The organism is Parabacteroides caeci (genome assembly GCF_023656795.1).
In the GTDB taxonomy this organism is placed as follows: domain Bacteria; phylum Bacteroidota; class Bacteroidia; order Bacteroidales; family Tannerellaceae; genus Parabacteroides; species Parabacteroides segnis.
In genome coordinates this window covers 22,891-40,622 of sequence record NZ_JAMOKT010000012.1, presented here as the reverse complement: position 1 = coordinate 40,622, position 17,732 = coordinate 22,891, and the positions used below count along the sequence as shown (strand labels likewise).

14 protein-coding genes are annotated in these 17,732 nt (G+C 43.4%); 3 read left to right on the top strand and 11 right to left on the bottom strand.

The window, feature by feature from the left end; genetic code table 11:
• Nucleotides 1-115 precede the first annotated feature (115 nt).
• The 3 genes from NBH15_RS08265 (at nt 116) to NBH15_RS08255 (ending at nt 2,603) form a co-directional block, all read left to right on the top strand.
• Complete coding sequence (locus NBH15_RS08265; RefSeq protein ID WP_250822433.1) at nt 116-613, top strand: cupin domain-containing protein; 498 nt, start codon at nt 116-118, stop codon at nt 611-613.
• Between the two features lie 99 nt (nt 614-712).
• Nucleotides 713-1,375 (top strand): flavodoxin, encoded by a 663-nt coding sequence (locus NBH15_RS08260; RefSeq protein WP_128133793.1) that lies wholly within the window; start codon nt 713-715, stop codon nt 1,373-1,375.
• Nucleotides 1,376-1,397: 22 nt separating this feature from the next.
• The gene (locus NBH15_RS08255; protein WP_250822432.1) at nt 1,398-2,603 is read left to right on the top strand and encodes a DUF418 domain-containing protein; all 1,206 of its coding nucleotides are present in this window, start codon (nt 1,398-1,400) and stop codon (nt 2,601-2,603) included.
• 80 nt (nt 2,604-2,683) lie between these two features.
• On the opposite strand, the gene NBH15_RS08250 is transcribed toward NBH15_RS08255, so the two are convergent.
• From NBH15_RS08250 to NBH15_RS08200, 11 genes are all read right to left on the bottom strand, one after another.
• The gene (locus NBH15_RS08250; RefSeq protein WP_010800140.1) at nt 2,684-3,241 is read right to left on the bottom strand and encodes a sugar O-acetyltransferase; all 558 of its coding nucleotides are present in this window, start codon (nt 3,239-3,241) and stop codon (nt 2,684-2,686) included.
• 35 nt (nt 3,242-3,276) lie between these two features.
• A complete protein-coding gene (locus NBH15_RS08245; RefSeq protein ID WP_244050217.1) occupies nt 3,277-4,707 on the bottom strand; it encodes a sugar porter family MFS transporter in 1,431 nt (476 codons plus the stop codon).
• A 26-nt stretch (nt 4,708-4,733) separates the two neighbouring features.
• Entirely contained in the window at nt 4,734-5,549 is an 816-nt protein-coding gene (locus NBH15_RS08240; protein ID WP_244050216.1) for a glucose-6-phosphate isomerase family protein, read from the bottom strand.
• On the bottom strand, nt 5,530-6,498 hold the full coding sequence (locus NBH15_RS08235) for an ROK family protein (RefSeq protein WP_244050215.1): 969 nt from the start codon (nt 6,496-6,498) through the stop codon (nt 5,530-5,532). The genes NBH15_RS08240 and NBH15_RS08235 overlap by 20 nt, the downstream gene beginning before the upstream one ends.
• A 6-nt stretch (nt 6,499-6,504) precedes the next feature.
• Nucleotides 6,505-7,062: a glucose-6-phosphate isomerase family protein gene (locus NBH15_RS08230; RefSeq protein WP_244050214.1), complete on the bottom strand. Its 558-nt coding sequence runs from the start codon at nt 7,060-7,062 to the stop codon at nt 6,505-6,507.
• Between the two features lie 31 nt (nt 7,063-7,093).
• Complete coding sequence (locus NBH15_RS08225) at nt 7,094-9,946, bottom strand: glycoside hydrolase family 2 protein (RefSeq protein WP_244050213.1); 2,853 nt, start codon at nt 9,944-9,946, stop codon at nt 7,094-7,096.
• 8 nt (nt 9,947-9,954) lie between these two features.
• Complete coding sequence (locus NBH15_RS08220) at nt 9,955-10,620, bottom strand: GDSL-type esterase/lipase family protein (protein WP_244050212.1); 666 nt, start codon at nt 10,618-10,620, stop codon at nt 9,955-9,957.
• A gap of 21 nt (nt 10,621-10,641) precedes the next feature.
• Nucleotides 10,642-11,475 carry a hypothetical protein gene (locus NBH15_RS08215; protein ID WP_010800147.1) on the bottom strand — a complete coding sequence of 278 codons (834 nt, stop codon included), beginning with the start codon at nt 11,473-11,475 and terminating at the stop codon, nt 10,642-10,644.
• 22 nt (nt 11,476-11,497) lie between these two features.
• Nucleotides 11,498-13,192, bottom strand: a complete 1,695-nt coding sequence (locus NBH15_RS08210; protein WP_186958767.1) for a RagB/SusD family nutrient uptake outer membrane protein — start codon at nt 13,190-13,192, stop codon at nt 11,498-11,500.
• A gap of 12 nt (nt 13,193-13,204) precedes the next feature.
• Entirely contained in the window at nt 13,205-16,351 is a 3,147-nt protein-coding gene (locus NBH15_RS08205; protein ID WP_244050211.1) for a SusC/RagA family TonB-linked outer membrane protein, read from the bottom strand.
• Between the two features lie 113 nt (nt 16,352-16,464).
• Nucleotides 16,465-17,694 carry a cellulase-like family protein gene (locus NBH15_RS08200; protein WP_244050210.1) on the bottom strand — a complete coding sequence of 410 codons (1,230 nt, stop codon included), beginning with the start codon at nt 17,692-17,694 and terminating at the stop codon, nt 16,465-16,467.
• Nucleotides 17,695-17,732 lie beyond the last annotated feature (38 nt).

The window sequence follows — 17,732 nt, the reverse complement described above, 5'->3', positions numbered from 1 at the left end:
GTAATAATTATACATGAATCAGTAATTTATGCCTGTTCCGGATGGTTTATATCAGGTAATTTTGTACCAGATAAATAAAAGTAGAAATAAATAACCCCTCAAATAAATATCCAATATGAAGAAAATAAGTATATTAGTGCTGTGGGTTGCCATATTAAGCGCCTGCACTTCCAAACAAGCCGATAAAACGGCAACTGCAACTGCCGATACATCTTCGGTGACGGCGATATTTCCGAAGGGAAATGCCATAGAAGGAGTAAATTTCAATGGAACGGCTTATCTGCAACGTCTGATGACCGACAGCAAAACATTTGACGTGGTAGTGTCCGATGTCATATTTGAACCGTCAGCCCGTAACAGCTGGCATTCACATCCGGGAGGCCAGATTCTGATTGCGACTGCCGGTAAAGGGTATTATCAGGAAAAAGGGAAACCGATTCAGGTTCTTAAACCCGGAGATGTTATAGCTATTGCTCCTAACGTGAAACATTGGCACGGTGCGGCCCCCGACAGCGGATTTACACATATTGCCATCAACACAAAGGTTTCACTGGGTGCGACCGAATGGTATGATCCGGTGACAGATGAAGAATATAATGATTATAAAGAATAATAAAATGATGTCCGATCTCAATAATGTCAAGATAGCCGATTTATTGGCTGAATGGTTGCATGAAAATAAATTAGACAAATAACATCTTAATAGAACAATATGAAAAACTTATTATTAATCTCGCTTTTACTTTTCTCCGCAACAACAATAAGTGCCTGCTCGGAGAATAATGATACCTCTTTTCCGGATACGGAACAGCCAGAGTCTTCCGACCTGCCTTCCGGGAACAGTAAAACATTAGTGGCCTATTTCTCGGCAACCGGCACGACACAGGCGATAGCCGAACGTATTACCGAACTGACCGGAGCTGACATATACCGTATTAATGCAGCCGATCCGTATGCGACGAATCCTTATGATGATACCGAACGGATACAAAACGAAGCATATAACGACCTGCGCCCCGGTGTAGCAAACCTTCCCGACAAAGAGGCGATTGCACAATACGACACGATATTCGTCGGATCGCCTTGCTGGTGGCATCAACCGGCAATGGTGGTCTGTACATTCCTCGAAAATTATGATTTAGGCAATAAGGTAATCATTCCGTTTATTACTTACGGTGCTACGACTTACCTGAACGAATCGATGCAAAAGATTTATAAGGTAACGCCTGAGTCTATTCATATTCCGGCAACATTACCCGAAGATCTCGATCCCGAAAATATCCGTGAACCACAAAATGATGATGCCGGGATAGATATGCCGAATGGTCCAGATGATGTAGAAGCATGGTTGTTGAGAATCAAACAGAGTCAATGAAAATTAATTACAAACGAATAAAATGGAAATAAATAAAACATCAACCTCGCCCGGCGGACGTATTACAGTAATTGATGCCCTGCGTGGTTTTTCACTGATCGGTATCTGCCTGATTCATGCCATGCAACATTTTGGAGCGATAGGGACAATGGCCCCCCAAGCAATGTTTCCGTGGGAAGGAACGCTGAATGAGATTTTCAGGTGGTTTATAAATTATCTGGTTTTCGGCAAATTCTTCATTATCTTCTCTTGCCTGTTCGGTTTAAGTTTCTTTATCCAGATGGACCGGGCGGCGAAGAAAGGGCTTGATTTCCGGAAACGTTTCTTGTGGAGATTGTTATTACTGGCAGTGATTGGCTATTTGCATGGTTTGATTGTTCGTGTGGATATCTTGCTGATATATGCGATATTAGGTTTCGTGTTGGTATTAATGTATAAATGGCCGACGAAATTACTGGCAGGTATCACCTTGTTTCTTTTCCTGGGAGGCGCCTCACTTGTACCGGTAGTCTACAAAAGTCTGACGGCACCGGCTATAGAGCAGGTGGAACAGGTTACTGCCAGACCTGCATCCCGTCCAACAGGTCCCCGGCAAGTTCCTACTTTATCTGAAACGATAAAGAATAACGCCTGGAACGGACTGGTCGGTAAAATGAGATTCCAGGTATCGAGCGGACGTATCTACCAGACTTTAGGACTTTTTATCTTAGGGCTTATTGTTGGACGTATCCGTTTATTCGAACGTATGGATGAATTCCGAAAACGGTTAAATCGCTGGGCATTGGCAGCCCTCGTATTATTAGGTCTGCTTTACGTTGCGAGACCTTATATTCCGGCGGTTGCCTGGGGAGAAGTTTCTTTCTATTCATGGATGGGATCGACTACCACCAATCTGATCAATCTGCTAACCGCTTATCTGTGGGTAATCATTGTAATGGAAGTTTATCGTTCACAAAAAGTACAACGGGCCGTAGAACCGTTGGTCAGTTACGGCCGTATGGGGTTGACAAACTATATTGTACAGTCTGTGGCCGGTGTCTTCATCTTTTCCGGTTTCGGATTGGATTGGAGTCATTTGGGAGTTTTCCTGAGCGTATTGGTTTGCCTTGCTTATACAGGCATACAAATCGCAATTAGTCATTATTGGCTGAAAGGTTTCCGTTATGGCCCAATGGAATGGTTATGGCGAACGGGGACCTATATGAAATGGCAACCGCTGGTACGCTAACTGTAAGTTTTTATATCTCCATCTGAAAAAACATCGTTCCGCAGATCATCAAGTATCACCGGAACGATGTTTTTTTGAAATCACTTTATCTCTTTGACTACCCGGCAAGGATTTCCTACAGCCAGTACATTCGATGGAATATCTTTTGTTACCACACTGCCGGCACCGATCACAGTATTATCGCCGATGGTTACTCCCGGCAGGATATTTACACCGGCACCGATCCATACATTATGTCCGATAGTTACGGGACGGGCATATTCAAGACCACGGTTTCGCTGCTCTGCATCCAACGGATGGCCGGCAGTATAAATTCCAACGTTCGGGGCAATAAAAGCATTGTCACCGATACAGACCTTAGCCCCATCCAGGATAACCAGGTTTACATTCGCATAGAAGTTCTCTCCTACTTCAATATTATATCCGTAATCGCAGGCAAAAGGCGGTTCGATGATCAGGTTGTTTCCTGTTTTACCCAAAAAAGATTTCAGTAATTGCGTCTTTTCCTCCTGCTGAGAAGGACGCAGACGGTTATAATCGTAAAGCTGTTCTTTCGCTTTCTCACGATCCGACAACAATTCAGCATCGTAGTTGGCATCATACAACAAACCCTGACGGCATTTTTCTTTCTCTGTCATTAGCTACATTTTTATGTTCCCCGCAAATATAAGAATTATTTCAGCTTACGGGGACTTTCCCTCTTCCGCCAGAAACTTTCTATTTGTTCCAGAGAGACGCCCTTTGTTTCAGGAACATAAAAATACCCCCAGATCAGCGCAAGAAAAGCAATCCCTCCGTAAAACCAGAAAGCACCGGCAGGATTCCCCAGGTCCTCTCCTTCCATAAGGATTTCTTTTCCCGGTATTGTCAGCGCTTTTACGATCTTAAAGAAGGTAAATGAAACAATACTGTTAAAAAGCCAGACAGAAAGTGAACCGAGGGAAGCTCCCAGCCCACGTAACTTCAACGGGAAGATTTCCGAAATAATCAGCCATCCTAGAGGTCCTATACTGATGGCAAAGAATGCTACATAACAGAATATAAGTAAAATAGCCACCCATTTTACAGAATCGCCCAACTGATTTACATAAACAAAACACAAGCCTAACAGTAAAAGCGAAACAACAATTCCAGATAATCCTATAAAATAAAGTTTTCTTCTTCCCAGGCGGTCGACAAAATAGACAGACACAACCGTAAAAATAACATTGACCAATCCAACCCCGACAGAGGCCCATATAGCAGCAACAGCCCCGTCAAAACCTGCCATCAGAAAGATTTTAGGGCTATAATAGATCACTGTATTGATCCCGACAAATTGCTGGAAGAACATAATCCCTATGCAAATAATAAGAGGCGTCCTCAACCAGGGCTGTAAAAGCTCTCTCCACCCGGACTTCTCCGCTTCACTTCTTTTTATCTCCTCCTGCATCTGCCGAAAAGAAATCTTTGCCTGCTCTTCCCCTTCTATCCTGTTCAGAATGCGGATACTCTCGTCATGCCTTCCCTGACTCATCAGCCAACGCGGAGTTTCCGGCATAAAAAACATACCAATCAAAAGGATACAAGCCGGAATAACTCCCACATAAAACATCGGCCGCCAGCAAGTCATATCGCTTTCATCCGCAAAATACAAATCGGATAAATAAGAGACCAACACCCCGATCGTAACCATTAGCTGGAACATGGAGACAAGCGTACCTCTCACTTTTGTCGGTGAAATTTCAGCTATATATAAAGGAACGGCAAAAGAGGAAACGCCTATGGCTACTCCCAGAAAAAGACGGGCTAATACTAAATTCCAGGCATCGGCAGCAATCCCTGACCAGACTGCCCCAACCGCAAAAATAACGGCAGATGCCAAAATCACTTTTCTGCGTCCTAACCGGTCCGTCAGTTTACCACAGAACAAAGCCCCCAGGATGGCTCCCAACAACCCTGCCGACGTAATCAGTTCAACCATTCCGTTATCTATTCCAAAATCCTTCTGGAAAAAAGGAATAGCTCCCGATATCACTCCCGTATCAAAGCCAAAAAGCAGACCTCCAGTTGCCGCAATAATGGCTATGACATAAATCAACATCCTGTTATGCGCTGTTTTCATGGTATTAAATTTATATATAAATGTTTCTACGGAACAAATTCCTTCCAACAATCTTCTTTTATCTGCGGAGACGGGACAAACAGAAAAGTATCCGGTTCCTCCTCAAAAGTACGATAAATAGATTTATCTTTTTTTATCCCCAACATCGAATAATCCGACGGAGATTTGCATATCAATTCCGATTTCAGATAGTAAGGATTAACCTGCCACTGAATCTCATCCGATCCGTCGAACACCGGATACCAGGCTATACCTTTATGTTTTCTAACATCATCATACACAAACCCATATTCACGGTCACACCAGGCACCAAAGGTCAACGGCCTGTCCGGATTTGCACTGATAGTAGCATGTACCCAGTAAGGAGGAACTACTACTACATCTCCCGGTCCAGCATAAACGGCGAAACAGCGTCCGGGACTGTCTCCGGCATATTCCTGCATATAAATAATCGCCTCACCGGACCATATCTCATACACTTCCGGAGTAGACCAGTTACTGAAAGGGGACACTTTATGAATATGCCCCTGGCTACGGATAGGTTCCGTCCCCAGCTTACCGGCTGCATACGTTACAACTCCGTATAGCAGATGCATGGATTTCAGTAATTCCCGATGCACGACTTTACCGACATCCATGGCTATCGAATAGACTATATCAGGACCATCACAATCAGGGTTCATCAAACTCCCGGAAATATCCTTCAACCTGCGTGTTTCTACCTCTGGTCCGAAAATTTCGGGACCATAAGAAAAGCCTATCGGATCTCCGGTTAATTTTATATCGAGTCCCGGATCAAATACAAAATCGTGACCGGAACGATCAGGCAGATAAAATTTCATTCTTTCTTCTTTTATTGGTAAAACTATATTCTGCCGCCAACACTGCTGCATTATCTCCTAATTCCGATGCTACAATCTTTACTTTTTCCGTGGGACACCAGGCCAGCCGTTCCACCCGTTCACGAATATAAGGCAATATGACATCTTTACTTTTCATAATTCCCCCTCCCAGCACAATGACCTGTGGATCATAAGCATGTATATAGGTCACAATTGCAGCGCTCCATACATCCATACATTCGTTTCTCACAAGCAAAGCATCGATATCTCCCCGAGATGCCAAACTAAATATTTCTTCAAAGTCATAACAGTCAGCCTTGTCCCTGAACGAAGCCGTCAATTTTGTATTATCCTTTATAATAGAAGAAAGAAAAAAGGATGAAGAAAGTGCTTCTACGCACCCGACATTTCCACAACTGCATTTTCGTCCTTTATAATCGACAACAAAATGGCCGCCTAACGAACCTGCCTGATAATGTTCACCATACAGGACACGGCCATCCAGAATGACTCCGGTGCCTATCCCGGTTCCGATCGTCATCATGACAACATTATCCAGTCCCCGAGCCGCTCCGCACTCCCATTCTCCAACTGTCGCCATCCGGGTGTCATTGTCCATATAAAAAGGGACTCCCCAATTCAACTCACACCAAAGTTGTAAATTCAACTCACACGCATCATCATATTTTTCGTTCGTGGCAAGCACCTGGCAATGTTTTACATCCACGATACCGGGAAATGCCAGACTGATTCCCGCCAACTCAGAAGTATGCACTTCGTTGTTATGCAGTAAATTATTGATTGCATCCTTTATTTTAGGTAGATTGATCCGAAGTCCTTTTTCCGAGTCTGCCGGTAAAACAATAAAATGCAGAATTTTACCGGAGCGGATCAAGCCGATCTTTATAAAGGTACCTCCCAAATCTATTCCAATAGTATATTTAATCATACCCTTTTAAACTAAAGTAGGAACTCCGTTTACATCCACCAGACGCCGGGCAAACCCGGCATCGGCAATTGTTGCATAATCATGTCCGGCATCAGAAGGCCAGCAAGCGGAAAATACCAATTTCTGATACCCGGTATTGGCTACCCGATGTGCGACTTTCCCCGGGATGTAATGAAGACTTCCCGGAAACATCCGTTCAGCCCATACATTCCTTCGTTCATCCATCAGGATCAGGAAGCCTTCACCTTCCACCCCCCAATAAAACTCTGCCCGATCGCTGTTGGAATGGAAATGTCCTTTCGTCATAAAATACTCCTGCCCGACCTTACCGGGATAAAGTGTCGTAATACCCATGAACAGGCCACCGGGGGTATTCTCCAAAACCGGGAGATAACTGCTGACATGATAAACGACCTGTTCTTTATTCATCTTCCCATATGCCTCTTTATCCTGGAATACCCCGTCCAGATCACCCAATACACGAGTTGATTTCACAACATCTTCTCCTGTAAGACAATCATTGGTAAAAAAGACTTCGGGTATAAAAACCTTGTTTGTTCTCATAATCATTATTTTGTCACATTGATTTTCTTCATTATCTGATCCATTCATCAGCCGATACGTAAAACTCCTTGCCGGCCAGATTTTCGGAAATCTCTATACTGACCTGTTTATGTTCATCCGGTAGCAGGTTAAAGTAACCATCAGAAACATATACCGGCAATAGCGACTTTCCCGATTCCTTGTCCCGCACATTCACTTTGATACCGGTAGCGATCTTTTGCGAGTTGTTTTTTATCTCTGCCCGGATCAATATCTTATTATCCTTTATCTTCGGTGTATTCCATTTTATGCGGAGTTCTGATTTTCCTCCTTCCTGTAAAACAGAGAAATCGGTTGGTTCGGAAGGGTTGATCCAATAATCATTCTCCGAAACGATCTTTCCCCACCGGTCAGATAATTGGGTCCGGACGAGCGAAACGTCTCTGATTTCCGGAGGCAAAGCTATTTCCATACAGTCTGTCAGCTTGTTTGCTTCTAACTCCACAGAGATCTTTTTCTCATACAATTGCTTTCCTTTCAGATCGTACACCTTAAATAAGGCTTTCGCACCCGGCATGTTTTCAAGTGTCGTATTAACGACCTGTAGTTTTTTGTTTACTGAATTCCATTGGACATGTATCGGTTCGCAGGCTTTCTTCGCTCCATAGAACGAACCGTGCGTCTCATAATCATATGAATAAGTCTGCCAGATCATACTTGGCCATGCCGGATGGCTCATCCATAACAACAGACCACTGGCATAGTTCCACATTTTCTGATTCCAAGCTTCAAACATATTACGATACAGATTATAATTAATGAACTGGGCACGTGAACAGAATTCATCCGCATTACGTGACGGAGCCTGTCCTAACTTTTCCACATCACGGATATAGTTCTTCCAATCGAAACTTTCATAGTGTAAATCATGGTAATACCAAACATCACCGATAGGCCATAGATCTTCTTCCGGTATAAATTTGCGAAGAGTTTCGACGGTCGGTACGGACGGTGCTCCCAACTCCGTACTGAAACCATCCGCTTTTCCGGTCAGATACTCCAGCTGATTATCAATGTAGTGCCACGGACCGCTTGAACAAAGATTCAAATCCCTGGAGTTCCCGTGATAATGCCGGGTACCATCCACGGTATTGATTATCTTCTGAAAACCGTCTTCCAATATTTCCGGAGCATATCCTTCATTACGTGGACACCAGATGGCAATAGAGGGGTGATTACGGAAACGAAGGACAATATCCCGGGCATTGGCAAGGAATAATTCATCATCCAACGGTTCCAGGTTGTATCCCTGAGTCGAAATGGAAAAGTCATTCCAAACGAGCAAACCGTATTCATCACAAAGAGTATAAAACAATTCTTCCGTAGATTCTCCGGTCCAGTTTCTCACCATGGTAAAATTGGCTTCCTTATGCAAACGGAAATAAGGTTCCAACCGTTCACGGGTTACCCGTTTCATACCATCATCCATTCCCCAGTTTCCCCCGCGGCAGAAGATACGCTTTCCGTTTACACAAATAGTCAGGAAAGGATTTTCCGGCTGAGTGGTCTCCTTCTGGAGATATTGTATTGCTCCGTCAGTTAACGAAGGAATGACTATCGAAGAAAAAGCAGGATTCTCCACCGATACACGCTTCTTGTAATCAAACAAAGATCTTCCTTCCTCTACATCCGTAGGGCTATACTGAAAACGTATATTTTCCTTTTCGGCAGTCTGTGCCATCAGTTCATAAGAAAGTTCCCGGATACCAAAACGGATCTCTTTCTTTTGCTTTACCTGATCCTCTTGGACCACAGTCAGGGATAATTTATACAAAGCCTGTGCCCCATAACCGTTCGGCCACCATAAAGCAGGGTTATGGATACGGAGTTGTCCGAATTGCTCCGGTGTGAAACTTATATTTTTTTGTTCGGAAGGTTTCAGTATTACTTCCTGTGAAAAAGAGATATCTCCTATCTTTCCATTCACGGAAACCGTTTGTGTCTCGGAGATTGTATTCACCAACCGCGTTTTAATTTTAATATCGGCATAAGTCGTATCCGGCAATGGCAGATCTGTGATGACCTGAGGATCTTCCATCAGGACATCACCTACCGGAACCAGTCTGACATCCTGCCAGATACCTATATTTCTGTCCCGGATACCGGGTATCCAGTCCCATCCTTCCGAAGAGATAAAAGTCGGTCCGTCCAGACAAAGGGCACCACCATTACCGCCAAACCATTCCTTATTCTCTTCAAACGGAATACCCGGATTATTGGGTGGAAAAATATGAACGGCTAATGTATTCACTCCCTGCTTATCCAACAAACCGGCCACGGGAAACAAGCCTCTTTTAAAGGCTCCGTTCATTGTACCCAGGCGGATGCCGTTCAACCAGATATCCGCCTTATAGTTGATACCGTTCAGTAATATATGATAGTCCGTATCCTTCATCGTCTGAGGTATCTCGAATGAGATGCGGTACCACCAGTCCATACGGCAAAGCGTATCCGGTATCAGTAAGTTATTCAGGCCATAATAAGGATCCGGATATACCGACTGTTCGACCAGTGTGGTAAGGACCGTTCCCGGCACAACCGCATTATACCATTCATCGGCATTTGTCCGGGTATCCCACAAAGACATATCTTTTCCTGCCAGCTTATATCCTTCGATCATCTCCCAACCGCCGGAAAGCAGGAAATTACCTTCTTCATCCTTTTGTAACTGTCCGGATACAACTTGGTAGGCTTTCCTTTCCGTTATAATCTTTCCGGCTTTTGAACGGGGAAGTTCATCAGCCTGTTGCCTGACGGTCCGTCCGAAATTCAAGTTACTCTGCCCCTGTACTGACGCTCCGATCAACAGGAATGCCAGCAAACATAACCAATATATCTTTATCATAGTTTTACCTACTTTTTCAACAATTTATCTTCCATCACTTCTTTAAAAAGAAGATATGCTTCAGGAGTGATATGAATATGGTCTTCTTTGAAGTATTCCATAATAGGGCAATCATTCTCATCGACAAATTTATCCCAGACACTTACATAATCCATATAATCATACAATGCAGCATATTCTTCCATCAGTCGATTGGCTTTCTTGTATTTCTCAAAAGAGTTCACCCGGGCCGGACAAGGCTTGATGGAAACAAGCAGAATACGGCATTCCGGATAATGATAATGAATGAGACGGCTCATACAAATGACATCTTCCATAAACTGTTCTGGAGTAGTCTCCGTCTCATTCAAATCATTATCGCCTTCATAGATAACGACCTGGCGAGGATTAAAAGGCTTGACAACTTCATCGAAAAAATAGATCTGATCGCACATCATGGAACCACCGAATGCCCTGTTCACAACCACCGAGTTTGGGAAATACTTCTGTGTATCTCCCCATCGTGTAAACGTAGAGCTACCTATAAATAAAACACAACCTTGTCGGATTCCTTCCTTACTGTTTTTATCCCTTAACTCCTGAATCTTTTCTTCCCATCGCTCAGCCCGTTCATATTGGGCCGAAGCTAAAACGCAATGACAGAATAAAATATAAAGCAGAACTATCTTTTTCATGATCTATCACACCTTTCCTTCTTATTTTTTCACTTTAAAACACCAGAACCACGCTTCCCAACCATTAGACAAGACATGTGCCAGGACCAATTTATCTTCGGTCAACTTCAGAATGTCAAATTCATGAACCGTTTTCCCTCCTTCGTTCGGAGAAACTCCTTTCAGGATCGTTCCGTCCACAATTGTCAATGTACCGATAGACCAGGGAGTTCCGTCAGCCATCACCTTTTGTTTAGTCATATCAAACTTAAAACTACCCTTCTCCACAACTTTTCCGGTCTGACTTATCTTCGTAAAATTGGCGGCACCGTTCAGGTCGAAATGCATAACGCCGTCTTTCCCGACTTCCGGATCTTGATCATCCATATCTCCCGCCTTGATCGTTGCCCAGGCCGGAGCGGTATTTCCGGGATAGCCGCCATTTCCCCAAACGACATCGTCCGGACTTGTATAATCCCACATCCAGTCCTTACCATTTTTATCCGTTCCTGCAAAAATGGCCCATTCATCTTCTATCGGATAAAGAATATTGTCAATGGTCACCTTACGGGTCGTAGAAATGGTTCCTCCGGCACATATTCCGGTGAAAACGATCTCTTTCTCACCTAAAAACGGGACCAGTACCGTATCTTGCTGACGCACAGAGATGCCTGAACCATAATTCCAATGAGATCCGACCATCGGAGTATTATTGATCATAACAATCTTATTTCCTCCCTCTGTCAGCGGATATACATCCAACTTCAACTCGCTTTCCGCGATCACACTACCTTGTTTATGCTCCTCTTCTATCGGATTACAAGACAACTGAAACATTGCCAGCAGCGAAAAAAGAGCGATTATTATCTTTTTCATATAATTTCATTTAACTGTTTGATTAATACAATGCATCATTACCCCATCCCGGAGTTTGTTCAAGTACGCCGGCCGATAAATCAATCTGTGTTTTGGGTATAGGCATGAATCCTCCCGTTTCCTGGATACGTTGTGTCAGATTACCCATATTCATCACATCATCCACTCCATTATTCTTAACTTTTACACCGTTCTGTTTTTCAAGGGATTCGCCTGCAATGCCCCAACGAAGCAAATCATAATAACGGGAACCTTCAAAGGCTAGTTCCCAACGGCGTTCATTCTGCAATGCCCTATCCGTATAAGCAGCCAGAGGGGTTAAACCGGCACGTTCACGTACCCGGTTCAAATAACTGACATCCTGTTTCAACTCTGCCATCATCAGCAATACATCTGCAAAGCGGATGATCACCTGATCCTGTGTGTTATCGATCTGGAAGTCAGGAGTTCGTCCATACAATATGCAACTGTAATTTACACAAGCTGTCGTTCCGTCCGACTTTGCCTGATGTGCGTTTATTGCGATATACTTCTTCTGCCAATAACCTGTTTCCTGTATCTGCATACTGGCTCCCCAGGTATAACTTTTTATATTCTCATCCGGATCGTTTACGTCCAAGATAGAAGCGGCACGCCTGAAGTCATTTGGTTCGCTTATCTCCCAGTCGCTTATCAGATTTGTACTGACCGGTCCTGCTCCCCAACCTTGTCCGAACGGAAATATATTCTCATAATTCGGTTGTTCACGAATGGAGAAATAAAGTACCGGTTGGTTTCCATAATAAATACTGGTAGAATGATTTCCCATTGCAGAATATTTAATGGAAAAGATCGTTTCGTTATTCAGGTCATCTCCCACCCAACTCAGGTTATTATCTGTAGCGAACTTATAATCAGGAGCCGTAGCGGAATTTGCGTAAGGCCATAAATTACCAAAATTGGAAACCAGCCCATGACCGCTATTATTAATACAGTCATCCAACCAGTTGATCACTTCTTGTTTTGTCACAGAACCGCCTTCAGTCAATGGCAGGGCGTCCTGCTTATAATATCCGGTATAAAATAAATAGACACGTGCCATCAATGATTCGGCAGCCCATTTCGTTGCATGTCCCAACTGGCTGTCTTTTACTTCATATTTTTTATCCGGCAACGTCTGAATGGCATATTTCAAATCATCCGCCATCTGAGCATATAACTCCCTGGCTTCGGCCCGCGGATTATTCACAGCTTCTGTTGTCAGAACCAAAGGTACCGTTCCAAACATACGGCATAATTCAAAATAGAAGTAAGCACGCAGAAATCGGGCTTCAGCGGCTATCTGATCCTTCAACTCCGGTTTTTCCCATGTCTTTACCACATCGAGAGTTTCCAGCAGCATATTGGAACGGAAAATCCCCTGATACATTTTTTTCCAGAAATCCGGGAACATATCGTCATTTATCTTTTTAAGCTGATCCATTGCTGCCCAGCTTCTATCTACGGCAGCTCCACCTCCCAGACGGTCATCCGAAAGCAATTCGGATACCAGAAAAGTGCATTGGTTTACATTTACTGATGGTAATATGGAATACACTCCGGTTAACGCATCCAATGCATCCTGCGATGTTTCCGGAAAACTCGACGTATCCTTTTTCACCAGATTTTCTGAATCCAGAAAACCGTCGCAACCTGTAAACAGGAATACAAGTAATGAAAGAAATGCTATCTTTTTCATATTTTAAATCGATTAGAATTTTAAATTAACACCTATCATATATGTTCTCGGACTTGGATAAAAGCCGACATCGATACCGGACACCCAACTCTTATCAGCACCATATCCGATTTCCGGATCCATTCCTGAATATTTGGTAAAGGTTGCCAGATTCTGAGCTGTCACATACAACCGGGCCTGACCTAACGGCATACGGGGGAATAGTTTCTTAAAGTCATATCCTAAAGTCACATTCTGGATACGGAAATAATCCCCGTCTTCAATGAATATATCCGATATGTACAGCCAGTTTACATTCGTTCCGGATGCAACACGAGGCAAGCGGTTGGAAGTGCCTTCACCATGCCAGCGGCCCAAAATGTCTGTTGTATAGTTTTCTTTCGGCTGGTCTGTAAACGACCGGTACGACTTGGCGATCTGGTTACCGAATACAGCATTTGTCGTTATCCCCAGGTCAAATCCTTTATATCCGAAGTTCAGTGTCAATCCCATTGTAACATCCGGATGCGGGTTACCGATCATACATTTATCTTTATCATCAATCACACCGTCCTTGTTCGTATCTGCAAAAATCAAGTCACCGGGGGCTGTACCTGACAGCTTTGCTCCGGTATATTCTGCAATCTGCTTTTCACTCTGGAAAACACCCAACGTTTTATACCCATAGAAATAACCGATCGGGTATCCTTCCTGTGCCCGGTACATTTCCGTTGTACCTTCACTCAGAATATTCGGACTTCCGTGAATAATTCCTTCGGAGTTGGCAATACGGGTTACTTCATTCTTATTATGCGACAAATTCAGGTTTACCCCGTAAGTAAAATCTCCAACATGGTCATTCCAGTTCAAAGCCAGTTCAATACCTTTATTCCGAACATCACCGCCATTGATATAAGGAGCGTTCGTACCGTAGGAATCCAGAATAGGAGCCTGTACCAACCAATCTTTGGTTGTCTTTATATAATAGTCGAATGAAAGTCCCAGACGGCTACCCAGGAAACGGGCATCCAGACCTAAATCCAGCTGTTCGGAAGTTTCCCACGTTACATCCTTATTAGGTAAAATATCGGGATAAGCCCCGGAAGAAATAGTTTGCTTGTCCGGTCCGAAGAAATAATTGGACTTCAGGGACGAGATCGTTGCCAGATACTGGAACGGATCGATATCCTGATTACCGTTTTGTCCCCAGCTGGCACGGATTTTAAGGAAATCGAGATAATTTCTCGTCGGCTCCATAAATGCTTCGTTACTCATCACCCAACCGGCAGAAACTGAAGGGAAATAACCCCAGCGATTTCCTTTGGCAAAATTCGATGAACCATCGGCACGCATGACCAGGGTCAACAAATAAGTTTCCTTATAATCATAATTGATACGGCCGAAGAAAGAAGCGATCCCTCTTTTCTGTAAGATCCCATTTTTCATATAAGGAGAACCACCGACTGTCGTTTTATCGGCATAGATAACGGTTGTATTATCCAGATAGGCATGATCGAAGTCATCAAAAATCGAGTTGACATTGCTAGCCGATAAATTGTCACCTAAACCACTCCGTTCCATAGACTGACCGATCAAGGCGCTGAAATTATGATTATTATTGATTTTGAAATCATAACTTACCGTATTTTCCCAAAGCCATCCGGAATTGATAAACATACGTTGAGTCACCTCATTCTCTTTATTATACACATTCGAAGCCAACTCATAAACCGGTTTAAAACTGCGATAGGAATTAGCTTCCATTGTCAAACCGAAGCTGCTCCTGATCTTCAGGTTTTTGATCGGCTGTAAAGTCACATAGGCATTCGCTTTAATGTTATGTTTCTTTGTCAGGTTCTGACCATGTGCATAATCCATCAGGGCAACAGGGTTTTCACCGGTAGGATCCCAATCCAGTGCATAATGATAATTCCCGTCTTCGTCATACATAGGAAGGAACGGATTGGCCTTCAACGCACCATTGATATCATTCTGATACTGGTTGCCGATAGAGATTCCCGATTTTTCAGTATAAGAATATGTAAGATTTTCTCCAAACTTAATGATATCAAAGTCCTTATTTTTTAATAAGGTATGCTCGGTATTCAGACGAAATGTATAACGATCATACTTGGGCTGTACAGGTTTACCCAGAATACCTTCCTGTGAAGTATAGGAAATACCGATAGAATAAACGGACTGTTCGCTTCCTCCCGTAATATTCAGAGCATGATTCTGGACCGGGGCATTCTCATTCCTCATTTCATCCAACCAGTTCGTCCCTTTGTTCGTTCCATTGGCATAACTTTCCCAGTTGGGTACCATCGAACTAAAATCATAAGCAGGCAGGCCATCCATTAAACGACCTTCATTCTGTATCATCGCATATTCCTGTGCATTCAGTGTCGGAACCATTTTATATACATTCTGCACACCAAAATATCCGTCATAAGATATGGTCGCTTTTCCGGCACGCCCCTGTTTTGTCGTCACCAATACAACACCATTCGCAGCACGTGATCCGTAGATAGCAGCTGATGCCGCATCTTTCAGCACATCAATAGATTCGATATCGGCAGGATTCAGATTATTGATATCCGCACCGGTAACCCCGTCTATAATGTATAAAGGTCCCGAAGAACCGGTTGTACCCAAACCACGTATCGTCACATTGAAACCTTCGCCCGGCATACCGGATGATTGGGTAATGTTCACCCCAGGAGTCTGACTTTGCAAAGCTCCCAAAGCGCTCACCGTGTTCAGCTTCTGAATATCGTCTCCCTTCACCTGTACAGTCGCACCTGTTACCAGTTTTTTCTTCTGAATGCCATAGCCCACCACAACAACTTCATCCAAAGCCTGCGAATCTTCTTTTAAAGTAACCTGATAGATTGCAATGTTTGGCCTGACGGTCAATAACTGTTCCTGATAACCGATATACGTAATTTGTAAAACACTTCCGTCCGGAACAGTCAAGGTAAATCGTCCGTCCAGGTCCGTAACTGCACCGTTTGTAGTCCCTTTCTGAACAACGTTTACACCTATCAGAGGTTCATTACCGACCTCCGATACAACAATTCCGGAAATAGTCCTTCCCGTTTGAGCTTCTGCCAGCAGGTTTCCTAAAAGCAGGAAAACGGAAATGAAAACCAGATAAAAACTTCTATTTTTCTTTTCCATAAAAGAATTGATTTAATTGATTAATCACTATTTTTTTAATGTAATTCCCCTGGCGGGAACAATATGTTCTCGCTTATATAAATTTTAACATGAGACTTTTTGATAACTGAAACTTAAAGCCGTCTCAATAATTTAGCAGCTATTTCATTATTCATGACAATAGATTCATCCAACACAGCCGACCTGATTATTGAGGTCAATTCCTGATGCCATTTTACATCTCTCCACATACCGGCAAACTGCGGTCCGCAAAAATTACTCGTAGCTATTCCTGCCCACATCCCCGTTTGAGCAGCCGCTACTGTTCCTAAAGCACAAAGTTCTTTCACCCAATCCCAGTTCAGCAGAGGCCAGTCTTTATAATCTACAATCCCCCAGCATTCTGTAGTAATAAGAGGCCGTCCTGTTTTTCTTGCGATTTTCCCTGTCAGTTCTATTTTATCGGTCAGCAACTTCTGCCAGTACAATGGTTTCTCCCGGTAAAGCTTTTCAGCAGATCTCACCACTTTCTTATAGGCTTCGGGAGAAAACTGTCCATCCTTATAATCCACGATCTTATAAAACTCGCTGTTATTCTGATGAACCATCCATATATGATGCTCATACAAATCCAGGAAAGAAGTGTCTACTTCCTCATATTTCTGAACATCCCCATAATCAAAGGAAAAGAGGAAAGGCATATTCGGATATTCTTTCCTCATCCGATTCAAAGCATGTTTCATCCACTGAAGCGACTCTTCCTTATACCATTGTCCCCATACAACATGCGGATATTGGGATGAAAAGAAAGGAGCCCACAAATTTCCCGGCCATTCATTACACAGATCCACAAATAATACAGTATCCAACAGCCCGTCTGTTTCTATAGATTTAAGAGTTGATATCCAGCAATCAGCCATCTTGTCTGGGATTGTTATCTTCATCCTGGTATCATCTACGTCCTGACGATACCAGGAAGAAAGTCCTACCTTGATATCGCGTTCCCGACATTTTGTAAGAAACTCATTCAAAGCAGGCTGAACCTGTACTTCATTTAAATCCGGACTTCCCCAAACCTGCTGGTTCCAGACTTCATTCAACATCCATTTCCCGGTTGGATTCTCTGCGACCAGATGCGGATAAGCATCAATACGTATCGCATTATAACCACGTTCGAGCAATTCATCCAACACCTTATCCCAGTCTTCGTAACCGGCTCCCGGCCAACGACGTTCCAACCAGGAAAAGTCCCACATGGTAATTGCACGAGGCGATACCTTTCTCTTACTCATTTCCGGAACTACCTCATTAAAAGAAGAAGTTCCAAACAGATCAAAAGAGGCAAGGCTACCCAAAGTTGCCATAGTAGTTTGTTTTATAAAATTCCTTCTGTCCATATTCA

What these genes read in the sequence shown, in the direction of transcription:
- NBH15_RS08260 (WP_128133793.1), top strand. Translation starts at nt 713, where the DNA reads ATGAAAAACTTATTATTAATCTCGCTTTTACTTTTCTCCGCAACAACA.
- NBH15_RS08200 (WP_244050210.1), bottom strand. Translation starts at nt 17,694, where the DNA reads ATGGCAACTTTGGGTAGCCTTGCCTCTTTTGATCTGTTTGGAACTTCT.
- NBH15_RS08205 (WP_244050211.1), bottom strand. Translation starts at nt 16,351, where the DNA reads ATGGAAAAGAAAAATAGAAGTTTTTATCTGGTTTTCATTTCCGTTTTC.
- NBH15_RS08265 (WP_250822433.1), top strand. Translation starts at nt 116, where the DNA reads ATGAAGAAAATAAGTATATTAGTGCTGTGGGTTGCCATATTAAGCGCC.
- NBH15_RS08215 (WP_010800147.1), bottom strand. Translation starts at nt 11,475, where the DNA reads ATGAAAAAGATAATAATCGCTCTTTTTTCGCTGCTGGCAATGTTTCAG.
- NBH15_RS08220 (WP_244050212.1), bottom strand. Translation starts at nt 10,620, where the DNA reads ATGAAAAAGATAGTTCTGCTTTATATTTTATTCTGTCATTGCGTTTTA.
- NBH15_RS08210 (WP_186958767.1), bottom strand. Translation starts at nt 13,192, where the DNA reads ATGAAAAAGATAGCATTTCTTTCATTACTTGTATTCCTGTTTACAGGT.
- NBH15_RS08235 (WP_244050215.1), bottom strand. Translation starts at nt 6,498, where the DNA reads ATGATTAAATATACTATTGGAATAGATTTGGGAGGTACCTTTATAAAG.
- NBH15_RS08250 (WP_010800140.1), bottom strand. Translation starts at nt 3,241, where the DNA reads ATGACAGAGAAAGAAAAATGCCGTCAGGGTTTGTTGTATGATGCCAAC.
- NBH15_RS08255 (WP_250822432.1), top strand. Translation starts at nt 1,398, where the DNA reads ATGGAAATAAATAAAACATCAACCTCGCCCGGCGGACGTATTACAGTA.
- NBH15_RS08245 (WP_244050217.1), bottom strand. Translation starts at nt 4,707, where the DNA reads ATGAAAACAGCGCATAACAGGATGTTGATTTATGTCATAGCCATTATT.
- NBH15_RS08225 (WP_244050213.1), bottom strand. Translation starts at nt 9,946, where the DNA reads ATGATAAAGATATATTGGTTATGTTTGCTGGCATTCCTGTTGATCGGA.
- NBH15_RS08240 (WP_244050216.1), bottom strand. Translation starts at nt 5,549, where the DNA reads ATGAAATTTTATCTGCCTGATCGTTCCGGTCACGATTTTGTATTTGAT.
- NBH15_RS08230 (WP_244050214.1), bottom strand. Translation starts at nt 7,062, where the DNA reads ATGAGAACAAACAAGGTTTTTATACCCGAAGTCTTTTTTACCAATGAT.